This is a genomic window from Brevibacterium zhoupengii, assembly GCF_021117425.1.
In the GTDB taxonomy this organism is placed as follows: domain Bacteria; phylum Actinomycetota; class Actinomycetes; order Actinomycetales; family Brevibacteriaceae; genus Brevibacterium; species Brevibacterium zhoupengii.
On sequence record NZ_CP088298.1, the window covers coordinates 2,816,265 to 2,832,093 of the forward strand.

Genomic DNA, 15,829 nt, shown 5'->3' on the forward strand with positions numbered 1-15,829 from the left:
CCGTGAACTCTGCGCAGACCGAGGAACTCAGCCGAGCACGAGCCGACGCGTGGATTTCTCCAAGCCAGCAGCCGCCTCGGCGATCAAGGACTCTTCGGTGTCAGCACCGGCACGCACATAGCGGCCGGTGAACGCGTCGAGTGAGCCTGAAGCCAAGGCCAGGGCCAGGTCGGTGACCTGGGACGGTGTGGTCCAGTCGCCTTCGCCGCGGAAGTCGTGGACGGGCATGGACTTCGTCATTGCCGTCTCCACAACTCCGGGAGCCATTTCGAAGATCCGCAGCCCCTTGTCGTGACCGAAGTGCACGACGGAGTCAGCAATGCGGAACAGCGAGGCCTTCGACGCCGAGTACACCGCGTAGGCAGGCGTGCCCTGGGCACCCGAGCCGGAGTTGAGGTCGATGATGCGACTCGATCGTCCGGTCGCTTCGGCGTTGTCCATGAGCGCCGGGGCGAACGAATTCACCATGAGTGCCACGCCGAGGATGTTGGCGCTCACGACCACGCTCAGGCTCTCAGGCTCGGCCTCCCACAGCGGGCCCTCGGTGGATTCGATCTGCCCGGCGTTGTTGATGAGCACCTGCACACGGCGTGAGGTCTCGGTCTCCAAAGCGAGCACTGTGTCCTTGAACTCTGCGACGGAAACCGCATCGTCGACGACGAGCCCGCGTCCGGTGACCGATCCCCCGGTGGCACCGATGATATCGGCGGCCGAGGTTTCGGCTCGACTCGCCGAGGTGGCCGTGATGACCACGTGATAGCCGGCCTTCGCAAACGCCTCGGCGAGGTGGCGTCCGATTCCGCGTCCCCCTCCGGTGATGACGGCGATCGTCTCGGCAGGAACGGCATCGGACACGGCGTCCGCACCCGATTCGGGAAGGTTCGTGCCGTAGGGCAGCTTCTCACTCATACTCAGTACTCCTCAGCTTCTCACTTCGGCGCCGTGGCGTTCGGCGGCCAGCTTCGTCGCAGCCTCACGCATCGCCGAGGCGTCGTCGGCCTTCAGTGTGCGGTCGGCGGCACGGAAGGTCAGGCGGAATGCCAGGGACTTCTTGCCTTCGGGCAGTTGGTCACCGGTGTAGAGGTCGAAGGTCTCGAGCAGCTCGAGCTCCTCCCCCGCACCTTCACGAAGTGTTGCCGCCAGGGTCTGGGTTGGCAGATCCGCTTCCACGATGAGTGCGACGTCCTGGCGGGAGACCGGGTAGGTCGACAGGGCACCGTCCCAGGTGCGCAGATCATCCTGTGCCAGCAGCGCATCGAGATCGATTTCGAAGGCCACGGTCCGGGCCGGCAGACCCAGGTTCTCGCACACCTTCGGGTGGAGTTCACCGGCATGTCCGAGTTCCTGACCATCGGCGAGGACGAACTTCGCGGCCCGTCCCGGATGCCATGGTGCGATCTGGTCGGCCTCAACAGTGACGTCGATGCCGTTGGTGCGGGCAATGCGACGCGCGGTGTCGATGACATCGGCGGCCTCGGCCTTACGACCCTTGCCCCAGACTCCGGGGAGTTCGACGTTGCCGGAGATGATGCCCGCATAGTGGTAAGGCTGGGCGGGAACCGAAGCGTAGATCTCTTCGAGTTCCGCATCGGTGGGGTGGTAGCCGGGCAGGTGGCGTGGTCCGGGTCCAGCAGGCAGTCCCGCCGAGGTGGAGACGAGTCCCGCTTCGAACAGTGCCACGTCCTTGACTCCGCGACCGAAGTTGCGTGCCACGAGGTCGACCAACGTCGAGAGCAGGGTGGTGCGCATCAGCGGCAGGTCTTCGGACATCGGGTTCGCCAAGCGAATGTGCTTGCGGCGGATGTCGTCAGCCTCAAGGCGCAGCTGGTCATCGCGTTTGGCGCTCGTGAACGGGTAGGACAACACCTCGGTGTAACCATCGGCGGCGAGCAGGTTCGAGATCCGACGACGCGTCTTCTGCGCCTCGGTCAGTCCCTGTCCTGCCCGAGCGGATGGCTGGATCGATGGGATCTTGTCGTAGCCGCTGGTCCGGGCCACTTCCTCGATGAGATCCACATCGGCGGTGATGTCGGTGCGCCAGCTGGGAACGGTCACGGCCAATCGATCTTTGCCGACGACGTCGATGCTTGCACCGATGTCCTCGAGCCGACCGGTCACCTCGGCGGTGGTGTAGTCGACGCCGACAAGCGAACCAACACGATCGACTGGAAGCTCGATGACCGTAGGATCAGGTGCCTGGCCGACCTTAGTGGTCGCCGGGTTGATGGTGCCCCCGGCGAGTTCGACGAGCAGATCGGCGCAGCGGCGTGCGGCCACCGGGCCGAGCTTCGGGTCGACACCGCGTTCAAAGCGACGCGAGGCCTCAGAGGAGAGCTTGTGTCGGCGCGCGGTGCGGGCGATGGAAATCGGGTCGAAGTGCGCGGCCTCGATGACGATGTCGGTGGTTCCTGAGTGGACCTCCACGTCGGCGCCGCCCATGACTCCGGCCAGGCCGATGATCTTGCCACCTTCGCCACCACGGTCGGTGATGAGGAGGTCTTCGGGGTCGAGCTTGCGCTCAACGTCGTCGAGAGTGGTCAGCTTCTCCCCCGCCTGGGCCCGACGCACGACGATCTCCTCGCCGAGCAGCGCGGTGTCGTAGGCGTGCAGGGGCTGGCCGAGTTCGAGCATGACGTAGTTCGTGACATCAACGGTGAGGCTGATGGGGCGCATGCCTGCTGCGGTGAGCCGACGCTGCATCCAGAACGGGGTCTTCGCACTCGGGTCGATGCCATTGACCTGCAGCGCGGTGAACTGATCGCAGCCGATGACCTCGTTGATGGGGTTGGAGTCTTCGATGCTGACAGGGAACCCGTCAGCGGTGGGGGCGTTCACCTCGGCGACGGATGGGCTGCCGATGTCGGTGAAGGTCTGGCCCTTCATCTGCGCGTACTCGCGGGCGATGCCGCGCATGGACAGCTGGTAGCCGCGGTCGGGGGTGACATTGACGTCGAGGGTGACCTGGTCAAGTCCCAGCAGTTCGATCGCGGAGTCACCGGGTTCAGCACTCAGACCGAGGTCTGAAAGCACGATGATGCCGTCGTGGTCGTCCCCGAGGCCGAGCTCCTTGGACGAGCAGATCATGCCGTCGGAGACGTGACCGTAGGTTTTGCGTGCCGCGATGTGGAAGTCACCGGGCAGGGTGGTGCCGGGCAGGCAGGCGACGACGAGGTCGCCTTCTGAGAAGTTGTGGGCACCGCAGATGATGCCGCGGCTGGGACGCTCGGCGCCGGGCTGAGGGTCCTTCGGGTTGTCTTCGGCTTCGTTGTGCTCAGGACCGACGTCGACGCGGCACCAGTTGATGGTCTTGCCGTTCGAGTGCTCTTCCTTGACGAGTTCGAGGACTCGGGCAACGACGAGGGGTCCGGAGATTTCGGGCCCGAAGTAGTCTTCTTCTTCCAAACCGATCGCGGCGAATTCGGCCGCCAGGGCATGGGTATCCGTATCGGCTGGGAGATCGACGTAGTCGGCCAGCCAGTTCAGTGGGACGCGCATATCAAGCCTTCATTCCGAAACGAGCCGAGAAGCGCACATCGCCCTCGACCATGTCATGCATATCGTTGATTCCCTCGCGCAGCATCAGGGTGCGCTCGATGCCCATGCCAAAGGCGAAGCCCTGGTAGACATCGGGGTCGATGCCCGCGGCGCGGAGCACGTTGGGGTGGACCATGCCGCAGCCGCCCCATTCGATCCAGCCGGGCCCGCCGACCTTGTTGGGGAACCAGAAGTCCATTTCCGCGCTCGGTTCGGTGAACGGGAAGAAGCTGGGACGCAGGCGGGTCTTCGACTCGGGTCCGAACATTTCGCGGGCGAAGCCGTCGAGGGTGCCCTGCAGGTTGGCCATGGTCAGGCCTTTGTCGATGGCGATGCCCTCGATCTGGTGGAAGACAGGCGTGTGGGTGGCATCGAGTTCGTCGGTGCGGAAGGTCTTTCCGGGGCACACGACGTAGAGCGGGACGCCGCGCTGCAGCAGTGAGCGCGACTGCACGGGCGAGGTGTGGGTGCGCAGCACGAGACCGGCATCGGCGGGATCGACGAAGAATGTGTCCTGCATCTGCCGGGCAGGATGGTCGGGTCCGAAGTTCAGGGCATCGAAGTTGAGCCATTCGGATTCGATCTCGGGGCCTTCGGCGACTTCCCAGCCGAGGCCGATGAAGTAGTCCGAGGCCTGTTCCTGGATGAGGCTCAGCGGGTGCCGGGCGCCGAGGCGGGCCCGATCCGTTGGCAGGGTGACGTCGATGGACTCTTCGATGAGCACAGCGGCATCGCGTTCGGCTTCGAGCTCGGCCAGGCGCTCGTCGTGGGCCTTCTTGACCTGCCCGCGGGACTTGCCGACGATCTTTCCGGCCGCGGCTTTGTCGGCCTTGTCCAGCGACCCGATTGCCCGGTTGGCCAGCGCCAATGGGGCCTTGTCGCCGGTGAAGTCGATCTTCGCCTGCTTGAGGTCGTCAAGTGTGCGTGCGTCCGCGAATGCGCTCAAGGCCGCGTCAACGGCCGCCTTCACGGCCGACTCGTCCAGAGGGTCGAGCTGGTCAGTCATCAATGTCCTTCATATGCCTGCGTAGGTACCGTTCTTCTACCGCGCATCAGTCTATCGCCTGTGATTCGGTGCCAGGCCACCCGTCCGGATGATGTGCCATCGGGACTTCGCCTGGGTCTGTGACCTGGCTCATCGAGACCTGTTGTCAGAAGATGTAGTGTCGAAGGATGACGACTCAGCGAGCTTCCGATGTCATGGTCAAGGCCCTGGAGAACGAGGGAGTCGAACGCATCTTCGGCATCCCCGGTGAGGAGAATATCGACTTCATCGATTCTCTGCGCCAGTCCTCCATCGAATTCGTCCTCACCCGCCACGAACAGGCCGCTGCCTTCATGGCCGCGACCTACGGGCGCCTGACCGGCAAACCGGGGGTGTGTCTGACCACCCTGGGCCCGGGTGCACTCAACTTGGCGACCGGGGCCGCCTACGCCCACCTCGGTGGGATGCCGGTGATCATGATCACCGGACAGAAGGGAATCCGCACGGCCGAGCAGGCACGCTTCCAGATCGTCAATACCGTGGCGACGATGAAGCCGCTGACGAAAGACAGCCGTCAGATCACTTCGCCGAGGATGATCCCCACCATGATCAGGGAGGCCTTCCGCGTCGCCCAGTCCGAACGACCGGGTCCTGTGCACCTGGAACTCCCGGAGGACATCGCCGCGATGCCACTGGAGCAGAGCGAACTCGTGCAACCGCACACCAATGGACGCGCCACGGCCAGCGACGATGCCATCGATGCCGCCGCCCAGGTGATCCGGACCGCGAAGCGACCGCTGCTCATGCTCGGCGCCGATGCCTCACGTTCGGACGCCAGCGAGGCTCTGTCGAGATTCGTCTCCCGGGTGCGCATCCCCTACTTCACCACGCAGATGGGCAAAGGAACCGTGTCCGGCTCGTCCGATCTGTACATGGGCACCGCGGCTCTGACCAGCCGTGACTACGTCCATGACGCGATCGAGAAGGCCGACGTCATCGTCACCATCGGCCACGATACGACCGAGAAGCCACCGTTTACGATGGATGAGAACGGACCGACTGTCGTCCACGTCGGCTACCGGGCAGCCGTCGTCGAGCAGGTCTACTTCCCGCAGGTTGAGACCATCGGTGACCTCGGGCCCAGCCTCGACCGTCTCGCCGTGGAACTCGTCGGACACGTGCCCAATGCCGGAGCACTGTTGCCGATGCGGGCAGGAATTCTGGAGAAGATCGAAGAACGGTCGAACGATGAGCGCTTCATCCCGCAGCGCATCGTGTCCGAGGTGCGCAAGGTCATGCCCGTTGACGGGGTCGTCGCCCTCGACAACGGCATGTACAAGATCTGGTTCGCCCGAAACTACCGCACCACGAGGGCCAACACACTCCTCCTCGACAATGCACTTGCCACCATGGGTGCCGGCCTCCCCTCGGCCATGGCAGCGAAGCTGACCTACCCGGAACGCCGGGTCATGGCAGTCGTCGGAGATGGCGGGTTCATGATGAACAGCCAGGAGATGGAGACCGCGGTGCGACTGGGCCTCGACCTCGTCGTACTCGTCCTCGAAGACAGCTCCTACGGCATGATCCGGTGGAAGCAGGCTGTCGACGGCATGCCCGACTATGGGCTGACCTTCGGCAACCCGGAGTTCGTCGCCTACGCCGAGTCCTACGGGGCTACCGGGCACCGGCTTGAGAATGTCGACGACATGCATGACGTCCTCGAGTCCGCCTTTGCCGCCGGCGGAGTCCACCTTGTGGTCATACCCGTGGACTATTCGGAGAACGAGCGAGTGCTCATCGACGAACTGGGTCAGCGGGAGGCTGCGGCGCTGGACGCGCAGTAGGGCTGGGCGAACGGCCCGGGTGGGCGAACGGTCGGATTGGCCTCACGGGTCGACTGATCTCGCGGCACCATTTGCCGCTCTGACGGCGAGTACAGCGCCGACGAGGATGAGGACCCACCCGAGCAGAGCCAGTATGTGCCACGCTGCCGTGGCGTTCGAGAGTTCAACGCACAGTAATGCCACGGCGTGGCCGATGCCGATGACAACCATGCCGAAGAGATAGGGAACACCCGCTCGTTGGCCTGCCTCCCATGCGGCATCGGAGGCCAGCGTGTGCCGCGTGCGTATTCCTATCGCAGAGTTCTTGCCGATCGCCTGTCTGCGCACAGCGACGATCAGAACGACGCTGACTGCTGCCACGATCAGGTAACCCGCCATGGGTGCGTAGAACATCAGTGCTGCTCCTCCTTACCCCGAACTATCGTCGGCCATTGTCAGTCCACGCCGAGCAAATTTGTCCCCGTTGCCTCGACGGGAAATACTGACCCAGCGTAGAACGACCGGATGCGAGACTAGCCGAGCATGCCATCCTCGAGGCGGTCAGCCTGGGCCGCACGAACTCTCATCATGAGCACTTTAAACCGGACTCGCAGGGTACGGTGGCGGCGGTCGTTGCAGTCTCGTCACCGTTCACCCAAACCAGGCACCTCGCTTCGAGTCACCTCGCGTTGAGGCTACGTAGCGTTGTCATCGCCCACTGGAAACACAACTATCACACCCAGGAGAAATGATGACGACTCGCATCCGATCGAAAGTGGCCGTCGTGGCTCTCGCGCTTGCTACTTCTGCAACCCTTTTCAGTGCCTCTCCGGCGGCCGCCTCCCCAACCTACGGTTGGGGCATCTCGGTCCCCGGTGCCAAGAGCAAGTGCCTGTCGGCCACAAACAAGAAGATCCACGAGATCAGAACGGACGGTGGATCCATCGTCAAGAGTTCTATCTGCAAATTTGCGCTCGGGAAGAACCCTGCCACGGGCAAGCCCATCATCTACCATTCGACGAATCTCAGTTGGAAGCCTAGGTACTGATCGCACCCGCTGGACGGCCCGCGTCGACACTGCGCGGGCCGACCCCCAGCAATGTTGGCCCGATCATTCGACCGTAATACCGAGTTCGCTGGCGAAGAGTTCGGCGAAGAGCATCATCTGCATCTCATCGATGGTGGCACCCCGCAGCGAGTGGACGCCCGAGATCTTATGCGGCTGCAGACCCCGCAGATCCACATTGCCCAAGGTTGCGCTCTCGCACTGCAGCACCCCGACTCTCGAACCGGGGAAGGACACTCTGTTGGCTTTGGCCCGGTCGAGATCGATCTCGTCGATGACGCAGTCGCGGAATTCGACGTCGGTGAGTTTGGCCCCGCGGAGGTTGAGATAGGAGATTCGACAGTTGCTGAGAACGACTTTCTCCCACACGCTGTCATGAACCACTCCTGCACCGATCCGCGTGCCCGAGATCTCAGTGTGGACCAGACTCCCCCGCGGCATTGTCCAGGTGTCGGCCCGGCAGTCCTCGATTCTGCTGCCGGAGAACCGTGCACCGGTGAGGTTCACGGGAGACTCGGCGTCACCGAAGTTCACCCTGGACAACGAGGAGTCCAGGTACGTGGCCTGGGTGGAATCCACCTCGGCGAGGTCAAGGTCCTTCAACTCCATGCCCTCGAGAAACTCCTCCGGACCGATGTCGCCGAGGTAGCCGGGCGTCAAGTTCGTCAGCTTGATCTTCGGTGCGCGTGGAGCTTCAGTCGTCATGGTCTCTACCGTATCGGGACGTGCTGGCTCAGACGATGCAGCAACCAACCGAGTCTTCCCACGATCACTAGACTAGGTCGCATGAATCCTTTGACGACGGTCCTGTCACTGCCCGTTTCTGACCCCCAGAAGACCACAGACTTCTACCGCGATGGCCTCGGCCTCGACACCGAGGGAGTTGAGGATGGCATCGTTGCCTTCGAGCTCCCTAATCTTTCGATCTTCTTCATTGAAGCAACCGAATACGGAAAGTACCTTCAGCAATCCGGTCAGAATATCGGGCAGTACCCTGCTCCCGGCGCCAGCATCATCTCCTGCGCCTTCGCAACGCCCGGGGAAATCGACGAGGTCCTCACCAAAGCAGTGGCCGCTGGTGGTTCAGCTGACCCCGCCGAAGACGTCGACGACTCCTATATGGGCTACTTCGCCGACCCCGACGGGTATGTCTGGGAACTCGTCGCCAATGAGCACACCGCCCGGGCCGCAGCGGCTGAGTAGACTCACATCCGCTGGTTGCGAGCACTCTCGTAGATGCACACGCTGGCGGCTGTGGCGAGGTTGACGCTTTCGGCCCTAGCGTAAATCAGCACGGCTACCGATGAGTCGCAGGGGTCGAAGTCTTCCACCGACGCAGGCTAAGCCGACGGCGCCCCGGCTGGCAACGGCTGTACAAAGTCGAACCGTCTCTTTGCGCGGAAGTAACTAACAAGGTCCGTGAAAACTAGAGCGGACATCGTCGCAGAGATGAGCAGGCGTGGGACCGAGGGCGAAGAGCTGGTACCGAAGTTGATGGCCCAGAACAGTGCGGCGACCGCGATGCATAGCAGGACAGAGTTCAGCACGTCACGCACGCACTTCGCGTGGAGTTCCGACAGCGACTGCGGCCGAATTTTCGTGCCAGGCATTGCTTCGCTCCGTCCTGCGTCTCACCCATAAACAAACAGGTACCTTGCGTTCAACGCTAGCAGACGTCGCTCTGATCTGGAACACATGCTCGGCGCAGGCCGGAGTGGCTGAGTAGGCTCACATCCGCTGGTTGCGAGCACTCTCGTAGATGCACACGCTGGCAGCAGTCGCCAGGTTGAGGCTCTCAGCCTTACCGTAGATCGGCACGGCGGCCGAGGCGTCACAGAGCTGGAGGTCCTCGTCCTTCATCCCCCAGGCTTCGTTGCCGAATACCCAGGCGGTGCGAGCAGTCAGATCGAGTCCGCTGTCCCAGGGATGGTGGATGTCGTGAGACTGTTCGTTGGCGTCGGCGGCGAGCACCTGCAGGCCGCGGGCGCGAGCCAGTTCAGTCACCTCGGCGAGCCCGACCCCGGTGACCACGGGAACATGGAACAGGGAGCCAGCAGTCGAGCGGACTGTCTTGTCGTTGTAGATGTCGACGCTTGACGAGGTGAGGACCACGGCGTCGGCCCCTGCGGCATCGGCGAGACGGATGATCGTGCCGGCGTTGCCGGGGTCACGGACCTGGGAGAGGACGACGATGAGCTGTGCTTCCTTGTCGATGACCGAGGTCAGATCGACGTCGATGCGTTCGCAGACGGCGACGACGCCCTGTGAGTTCACCGTTGCCGACAGCTCGGTGAGCACCTCATCGGTGATGATGTTCCAGCGGATGTCGCAGTCCTTGACGGTCTCGACAAACTCCGAATGCGCCCCGGCGGCTTCCTCTGTGATGAAGAGTTCGATGACCGCGCCGCGCGGATCAGCATTGGACCCCACCCAGTCCGGAACGCCGGGTGCCTGGCCAGGAAGGCCCAGCTCTGCATGCCGTTCCAGAGCCTCACGCACGGCCTGGGGTCCCTCCACGAGGAACTGGCCCATCGTCTTGCGGCTGTGGCGCTTGAGCAGCTTGACCGCGTTCTTGACCCGTTTCGAATTCGGTGAGGAGATGGCGTCTGGAAGTTTCATGGAATTCGCTGACCCGCATTCTTGCTGGAGGGACTACTGGCTATCGGAGGTATTGGTGCTGGGACAAAATCAACGGCCCCGAACCAAGTAAGTTCGGGGCCGTTGAAAGTGTGAGGACCGGCAGCTCAGGCTGCGGCGGTCTTCGCTGCGTTGACGTCAGCCGGGAGGGCTTCCTTGGCAACCTTGATCAGGTGCGCGAAGGTGGCTGAATCGTTGACAGCGAGCTCGGCGAGCATACGGCGGTCAACCTCGACGCCAGCGGCCTTGAGGCCCTGGATGAAGCGGTTGTACGTCATGCCGTTGGCGCGAGCACCAGCGTTGATGCGCTGGATCCACAGGCGACGGAAGTCACCCTTGCGGGCGCGACGGTCACGGTAGCTGTAGACCAGCGAGTGGATGACCTGTTCTTTGGCCTTGCGGTACAGGCGTGAGCGCTGTCCGCGGTAGCCGCTTGCCCGGTCAAGGATGACCCGGCGCTTCTTGTGAGCGTTGACCGCTCTCTTAACACGTGCCACGTGTTACTCCTTCAAAGTTGGTTCAACCGGCGGTGCCGGAGTCTGGTTCAAGCTGTGGGAACCACATCAGTGGCTGCCCGGGATGGAGACCCGAAAGGGTCTCACCTGCCCTTGAGCTTGCCCAGAAGCTTGCGGGCTTTGGCGCGATCTCCGCCGGTGAGGACCTGGTCCTCGGCAACGCGACGCTTACGGGCCGAGGACTTGCCCTCGAACTTGTGCTGGTTGTTCACGCCTTCACGCATGATCTTGCCAGTACCCGTCACACGCATGCGCTTCTTGGCGCTGCTGTTCGTCTTCTGCTTCGGCATCGAGCCGTTCTCCTTTGCATTTCGTTGTCGGTGGCGACCACCGGCAACTACTTCACACGCTGAAACCGTTCAGGCTCCAGCGAATCGGTACTTACTTCTCACGCGTCGGGCGCTGCTTGTTTCTCTGCAGCGACGCGATCGCGTCGGGACTTCACCTCGGCGACGTTGCCCTTGGCATCGGATGATGCCTTGCGGGCCTCGGCCTTGGCGTCGGACTTTGACTTATGTGGGGCAATGACCATCACCATGTTGCGTCCGTCGACCCGTGGTGAGGATTCGACGGTGCCCAGTTCCGACACATCTTCGGCCAGGCGGTTGAGCAGCTTGATGCCCATTTCGGGGCGAGACTGTTCACGACCGCGGAACATGATCATGACTTTGACCTTGTCGCCACCGGACAGGAAGCGGGTCACATGCCCCTTCTTCGTCTCGTAGTCGTGTTCATCGATCTTGAGACGGAAGCGGATCTCTTTCAGCGCAGTGTTCGCCTGGTTCTTGCGGGCTTCTCTGGCCTTCTGAGCAGATTCGTATTTGAATTTCCCGTAGTCCATGAGTTTGGCGACGGGAGGCTTCGCCTGCGGTGCAACCTCGACCAAGTCGAGATCTGCCTCGCGAGCGAGGTCGAGTGCCTTGCGAATGGCAACGATACCGACCTGTTCACCGTTGGGTCCGACCAACCGGACCTCGGGAACCCGAATCCGGTCATTGATGCGCGTCTCGCTGATGTGTTCACTCCTTTTTAGCTCAAATGATGTCGTGGCAATAGAAAAGGCTCCCATTGACCACATGCCAAGGGAGCCTGCACACACATCAGAGCACGGTATTGAAACCGCAGCACTTCAAGTGAATACACCTCGATCTGAAATCTTCTGCCTCAGGCTTGCACCTGGGCTGTCGATCATCAGATCATTGGACCCGATCGCTCTACACGATCAAGGTGGGAGTCAGACCCCGCTTCGCACCACGACTTAGTGTACTACGCTTCATGACTCTTCGCACATCGAGGCCGAACGTGCAATCGACGCGTCGTTCATATGTCAAGCTAGTCCCATGAGTTCTGAAAATTCTGTACCCGCCGAGGCGGTTGCCGATGTCACGCGCGACATCGCCGAAGTACCAGCCATCGAGGTCATCACATCAGCAGCCGTGCACTTGATGTCCGCTGCCGCCGTCAAATGCGGACTGGCCGAAGACTCCCCCGAGGCTCCGGCAGCAGAGCTGCAGGACCTGGACGAGGCACGCAAGCTCATCACCGCGCTGGCCGGCCTGGTCACCGGAGCCGCCACCGTCATCGGCGACCACCATGCTCGCCCCCTGCGCGACGGTCTGCGCAGCCTCCAGTTGGCCTTCCGCGAAGCCTCGTCGATTCAGGATGAGCCAGGACAGGGTCCCGGCGAGAAGTACACCGGTCCCGTTCGCTGACACACCCCATTGTGCGTACCGACCGTTTCGTCGTGCGCCATGGCTCCGACATATTCGCTGCGGCTCCCGACCACTGGTCGAGGGCCGCTTCTGTCATGTCAGTGCCGAGTGAGACCATCGTCCTATGCCTCCCGTAGAACTGCCGTACGTGAGTGCCAAGGAGTTGCAGGACTACTTCGGCACCACGTTCTACGAGCGCGGACGCAGCTACGCCAATAAGGGCATGGTCGGGCAGGCACGTTGGGACCCGGAGGACAATACTCTGCGGGCAGACGTCGCAGGCAGCGCGGCTCAGGATTACACCAGCATCGTGCGGCTGAAGCGACACAGCCCCACTGCCAAATCATTCACCGTGCTCTCCTCGCAGTGCACATGCCCCGTGGGCGGAGACTGCAAACACGTGGTGGCTGCACTCATGGCGGCATCGGTTCGGCAGGTGGCTCCATTCGGTTCGACGGCGCTGCACGACCCGGACCAACGCCGCTCCCCCGAGCCTCCCAGCTGGCAGACTGCCCAAAGTAGGACGTCTTCTCGCAGCCGCACATCGTCGCCTCGGCGTGCGGAATCGGATTGGAAGTCGATCCTCTCCGGTTTCTCCTCCGACCGCGTCGACGCATCTGTGTGGGCCTCTGGTCCCGGTGGCACCCTCGCCGGGGCAGCACCGACGCGGCTTGCGCTCGGCTTCGAGATCTCCGAACTGCGGCGCACACGCTTCGGGAACTTCGAAGTGCACCCGATCACGCGCACGAAGCTCACCGGTTCCACCGACCTCGTCATCACCCTGCGCCCTCTGATGGAGGGGGCACGCCGCAATTGGATCAAGGGCAACGTGTCCTGGTCCAACATCGCCAACAACTCCACCACCCGCGCCTATGCGCGCGGTCAGGCGGCATGGTTCGCTCAGCTGTACGGGCTCTCTGCCATCAACTCGAATCGCCTTGTGACCAATGAGGTCACGGTGGTTCTTGACTGGTTCGCCTCACCCCTGCTGTGGCATCTCTTCGACCAGGCGAGGACCTTGGGCATCGAAATCGTCGGCACCCGCCGCGAGCTCACGGTCCGCCAGGCTGACGAGGCGACCACGGAATGCGATGTGCTCGCGACGCCACAGGGTCTCGAGGTTCGCTCCCTGATCACCGTCGACGGAGAGACGTTCGACCAAGGGCTCAGCGGACCGATCGACGATCATGGCTTCTACGGAATCTCGACCGCGGCAGGACTCTCCCTCGTCCTGGCACCGGCAGAGAAGACCACAGACCATGCGGTCGTTGAGATGCTGCGCCGTTGGGAGCCGGTCACCATCTCGAAGGACCAGATGGATGACTTCTTCACGAGCTTCTATCCCAAGCTCGCCTATGCCACCACCGTCGTCTCCTCCGACGATTCGGTGACCCTGCCCGTGCTCGTCCCTCCCGACCTCGCGCTCACTATCGCCTACGGAGATCATGGTGCCCATCTGACGTGGGAGTGGCACTACCATCACCCGGCTCATACGTTCCCGATCCGCCGAGGTTCAGCACCGGACCGCGACCGCAGCATCGAACACGAAGACACTGTGCTCGCGGATCTCAGCTCCACGGTTGCGGCAATCCCAGTCCCGCTGACCCTTCCCAGTGCGTTGGGCCATGCGGGCACCGTGAACCTTGATGGCCTGCAGACTGCCGTCTTCGTCGACAAGGTCCTGCCCGCTCTGAGCGACATCGACCATCTCGAGGTCAATGAGGTCGGCGATCGCCCGGACTATCGGGAAGTCACCGAAGCACCGCTGGTGTCGATGTCGACCGACGAGGCCGAAGACAGTGACTGGTTCGACATCCGCTTCCACATCATGATTGCCGGACAGAAGGTTCGCTTCGCCGACCTGTTCGTAGCCCTCGCACAGGGAGCAAAGATGGTGGTCCTGCCAGATGGCGCGTACTTCTCCCTCGACGGGCCCTTCTTCGACAAGTTTCGGCGCATGCTCGCCGAATCGGATGTCATCGCTGACTGGCAGCCGGACTCACCTCGCCTTTCGCGCTATCACATGGATATCTGGGCCGAATTCGACGAACTCGTCGACGACTCCACGGCCGCGGCCTCATGGCGACGTTCGGTCGAAGCGCTCAGCCACCTCGGCGAGATTCCGTCTCTCAACGTGCCGGAGGGAATCGAGGCCACACTGAGGCCCTACCAACAGGAAGGGTTCAGCTGGCTGGCGGCACTGTGGTCCAGCGGACTCGGCGGCATCCTCGCCGACGATATGGGTTTGGGCAAAACGCTGCAGGCACTGAGCCTGTTCACTCACATCAAGAACACGACGGCGAACGCCTCCCCCATCCTCGTCGTCGCACCCACATCGGTGATGTCGACATGGCGTGCGGAGGCCGAGAAGTTCGCACCCGGTCTGCGAGTCACCACCATCTCCGCCACAGAGAAGAAACGGAAGACCGCCTTGGATGAGGAGATCGAGGATGCCGACCTCGTCATCACCTCCTATGCGATTCTGCGCCTCGATGCACAGGCCTTCAGATCGATCGTGTGGGAGACCTTCGTCCTCGACGAGGCGCAGTTCGTCAAGAACAGGACGGCCAAGGTCCACACTGCGGCGAAGGGAATCCAGGCTCGATTCCGCCTGGCCATCACAGGAACACCGATGGAGAACTCGCTGACCGACCTGTGGTCGCTGTACTCGATCACCTCACCAGGGTTGCTGCCGGGCATCGAGAAGTTCCGTCGCGAGATCGTCTCTCCCATCGAATCGGGCGAGAGCCCGGAGGGCATGGCTCTGCTGCGGCGGCGGATCAGACCGTTCATGAAACGGCGGAACAAGGAACTGGTCGCAGCCGACCTGCCGCCGAAGCAGGAACAGATCCTCAGCGTCGAACTCAGCGCCAAGCACCGGGATCTCTACAACACGGTCCTGCAGAAGGAGAGGAAGAAGCTTCTCGGCCTCATCAACGACATGGATCGCAACCGCTTCGCCATCTTCCGATCATTGACACTGCTGCGGATGTTGGCCATCGACCCCTATCTCATCGATGAGAAATACGAAGCGATCGGGTCAAGCAAACTCAGCGCTCTCTTCTCCCACCTCGACGACATCATCGCCGAGGGGCATCGCACCATCATCTTCAGCCAGTTCACCTCGTTCCTGTCACGGGTCGGCGAACAGCTCGAGCATCGCAACATCAACTACTGCTACCTAGACGGCTCCACTCGGAACCGAGGTGCGGTCATCGATGATTTCAGGGCTGGGGAGGCACCGGTGTTCCTGATCAGCCTCAAAGCCGGCGGATTCGGGCTGACGCTGACGGAGGCCGACTATGTCTTCCTGCTTGACCCCTGGTGGAATCCGGCGGTGGAGGCTCAGGCGGTTGACCGTGCGCACCGCATCGGGCAGACGAAGAACGTCATGGTCTATCGGATGGTGTCTGAGAAGACCATCGAGGAGAAGGTTCTGGCGCTGCAGGAGAGGAAGGCGCAGCTCTTCGATTCCCTGGTCAATGAGGGTGAGGGCTTCTCCTCGACAATCACGAGTGAGGACATTCGCGGACTCCTCGACGGGTGAACGGCTCCTC

At 62.5% G+C, this 15,829-nt stretch carries 13 protein-coding genes; 4 read left to right on the forward strand and 9 right to left on the reverse strand.

The annotated features are described in order from the left end of the window. Positions 1 to 27: 27 nt before the first annotated feature. From LQ788_RS12780 to pheS, 3 genes are read right to left on the reverse strand one after another with little or no spacing between them, the layout of a single operon-like run. Positions 28 to 909 (reverse strand): SDR family NAD(P)-dependent oxidoreductase, encoded by an 882-nt coding sequence (locus tag LQ788_RS12780; protein WP_231441544.1) that lies wholly within the window; start codon positions 907 to 909, stop codon positions 28 to 30. A gap of 12 nt (positions 910 to 921) precedes the next feature. After that, a complete protein-coding gene (gene pheT / locus LQ788_RS12785; RefSeq protein ID WP_231441546.1) occupies positions 922 to 3,495 on the reverse strand; it encodes a phenylalanine--tRNA ligase subunit beta in 2,574 nt (857 codons plus the stop codon). 1 nt (position 3,496) lies between these two features. Further along, positions 3,497 to 4,540 carry a phenylalanine--tRNA ligase subunit alpha gene (pheS, locus tag LQ788_RS12790; RefSeq protein WP_231441548.1) on the reverse strand — a complete coding sequence of 348 codons (1,044 nt, stop codon included), beginning with the start codon at positions 4,538 to 4,540 and terminating at the stop codon, positions 3,497 to 3,499. A 167-nt stretch (positions 4,541 to 4,707) separates the two neighbouring features. On the opposite strand from pheS, the gene LQ788_RS12795 reads away from it, so the two are divergent. Continuing rightward, the gene (locus tag LQ788_RS12795; RefSeq protein ID WP_231441550.1) at positions 4,708 to 6,363 is read left to right on the forward strand and encodes an acetolactate synthase large subunit; all 1,656 of its coding nucleotides are present in this window, start codon (positions 4,708 to 4,710) and stop codon (positions 6,361 to 6,363) included. A 42-nt stretch (positions 6,364 to 6,405) separates the two neighbouring features. Here the strand turns inward: LQ788_RS12795 and LQ788_RS12800 are convergent, their stop codons facing one another. Both LQ788_RS12800 and LQ788_RS12805 read right to left on the reverse strand, forming a co-directional pair. Further along, complete coding sequence (locus tag LQ788_RS12800) at positions 6,406 to 6,756, reverse strand: SdpI family protein (RefSeq protein WP_231441552.1); 351 nt, start codon at positions 6,754 to 6,756, stop codon at positions 6,406 to 6,408. A gap of 697 nt (positions 6,757 to 7,453) precedes the next feature. Then, entirely contained in the window at positions 7,454 to 8,113 is a 660-nt protein-coding gene (locus LQ788_RS12805; RefSeq protein ID WP_231441554.1) for a pentapeptide repeat-containing protein, read from the reverse strand. A gap of 81 nt (positions 8,114 to 8,194) precedes the next feature. Here LQ788_RS12805 and LQ788_RS12810 point away from each other — a divergent pair, with 81 nt between their 5' ends. Next, entirely contained in the window at positions 8,195 to 8,611 is a 417-nt protein-coding gene (locus LQ788_RS12810; RefSeq protein ID WP_231441556.1) for a VOC family protein, read from the forward strand. A 525-nt stretch (positions 8,612 to 9,136) separates the two neighbouring features. Here LQ788_RS12810 and LQ788_RS12820 read toward each other — a convergent pair. From LQ788_RS12820 to infC, 4 genes are all read right to left on the reverse strand, one after another. After that, on the reverse strand, positions 9,137 to 10,027 hold the full coding sequence (locus tag LQ788_RS12820) for a TrmH family RNA methyltransferase (RefSeq protein ID WP_231441559.1): 891 nt from the start codon (positions 10,025 to 10,027) through the stop codon (positions 9,137 to 9,139). A gap of 125 nt (positions 10,028 to 10,152) precedes the next feature. Beyond that, complete coding sequence (rplT, locus tag LQ788_RS12825) at positions 10,153 to 10,542, reverse strand: 50S ribosomal protein L20 (RefSeq protein ID WP_009885052.1); 390 nt, start codon at positions 10,540 to 10,542, stop codon at positions 10,153 to 10,155. A 101-nt stretch (positions 10,543 to 10,643) separates the two neighbouring features. Continuing rightward, complete coding sequence (gene rpmI, locus LQ788_RS12830) at positions 10,644 to 10,850, reverse strand: 50S ribosomal protein L35 (protein ID WP_009885053.1); 207 nt, start codon at positions 10,848 to 10,850, stop codon at positions 10,644 to 10,646. A gap of 98 nt (positions 10,851 to 10,948) precedes the next feature. Next, positions 10,949 to 11,629: a translation initiation factor IF-3 gene (gene infC / locus LQ788_RS12835; protein ID WP_081448649.1), complete on the reverse strand. Its 681-nt coding sequence runs from the start codon at positions 11,627 to 11,629 to the stop codon at positions 10,949 to 10,951. A 271-nt stretch (positions 11,630 to 11,900) separates the two neighbouring features. On the opposite strand from infC, the gene LQ788_RS12840 reads away from it, so the two are divergent. Both LQ788_RS12840 and LQ788_RS12845 read left to right on the forward strand, forming a co-directional pair. After that, positions 11,901 to 12,272, forward strand: a complete 372-nt coding sequence (locus LQ788_RS12840) for a DUF1844 domain-containing protein (RefSeq protein ID WP_231441561.1) — start codon at positions 11,901 to 11,903, stop codon at positions 12,270 to 12,272. 124 nt (positions 12,273 to 12,396) lie between these two features. Beyond that, positions 12,397 to 15,819 carry a DEAD/DEAH box helicase gene (locus tag LQ788_RS12845; RefSeq protein ID WP_231441563.1) on the forward strand — a complete coding sequence of 1,141 codons (3,423 nt, stop codon included), beginning with the start codon at positions 12,397 to 12,399 and terminating at the stop codon, positions 15,817 to 15,819. Positions 15,820 to 15,829: the final 10 nt, after the last annotated feature.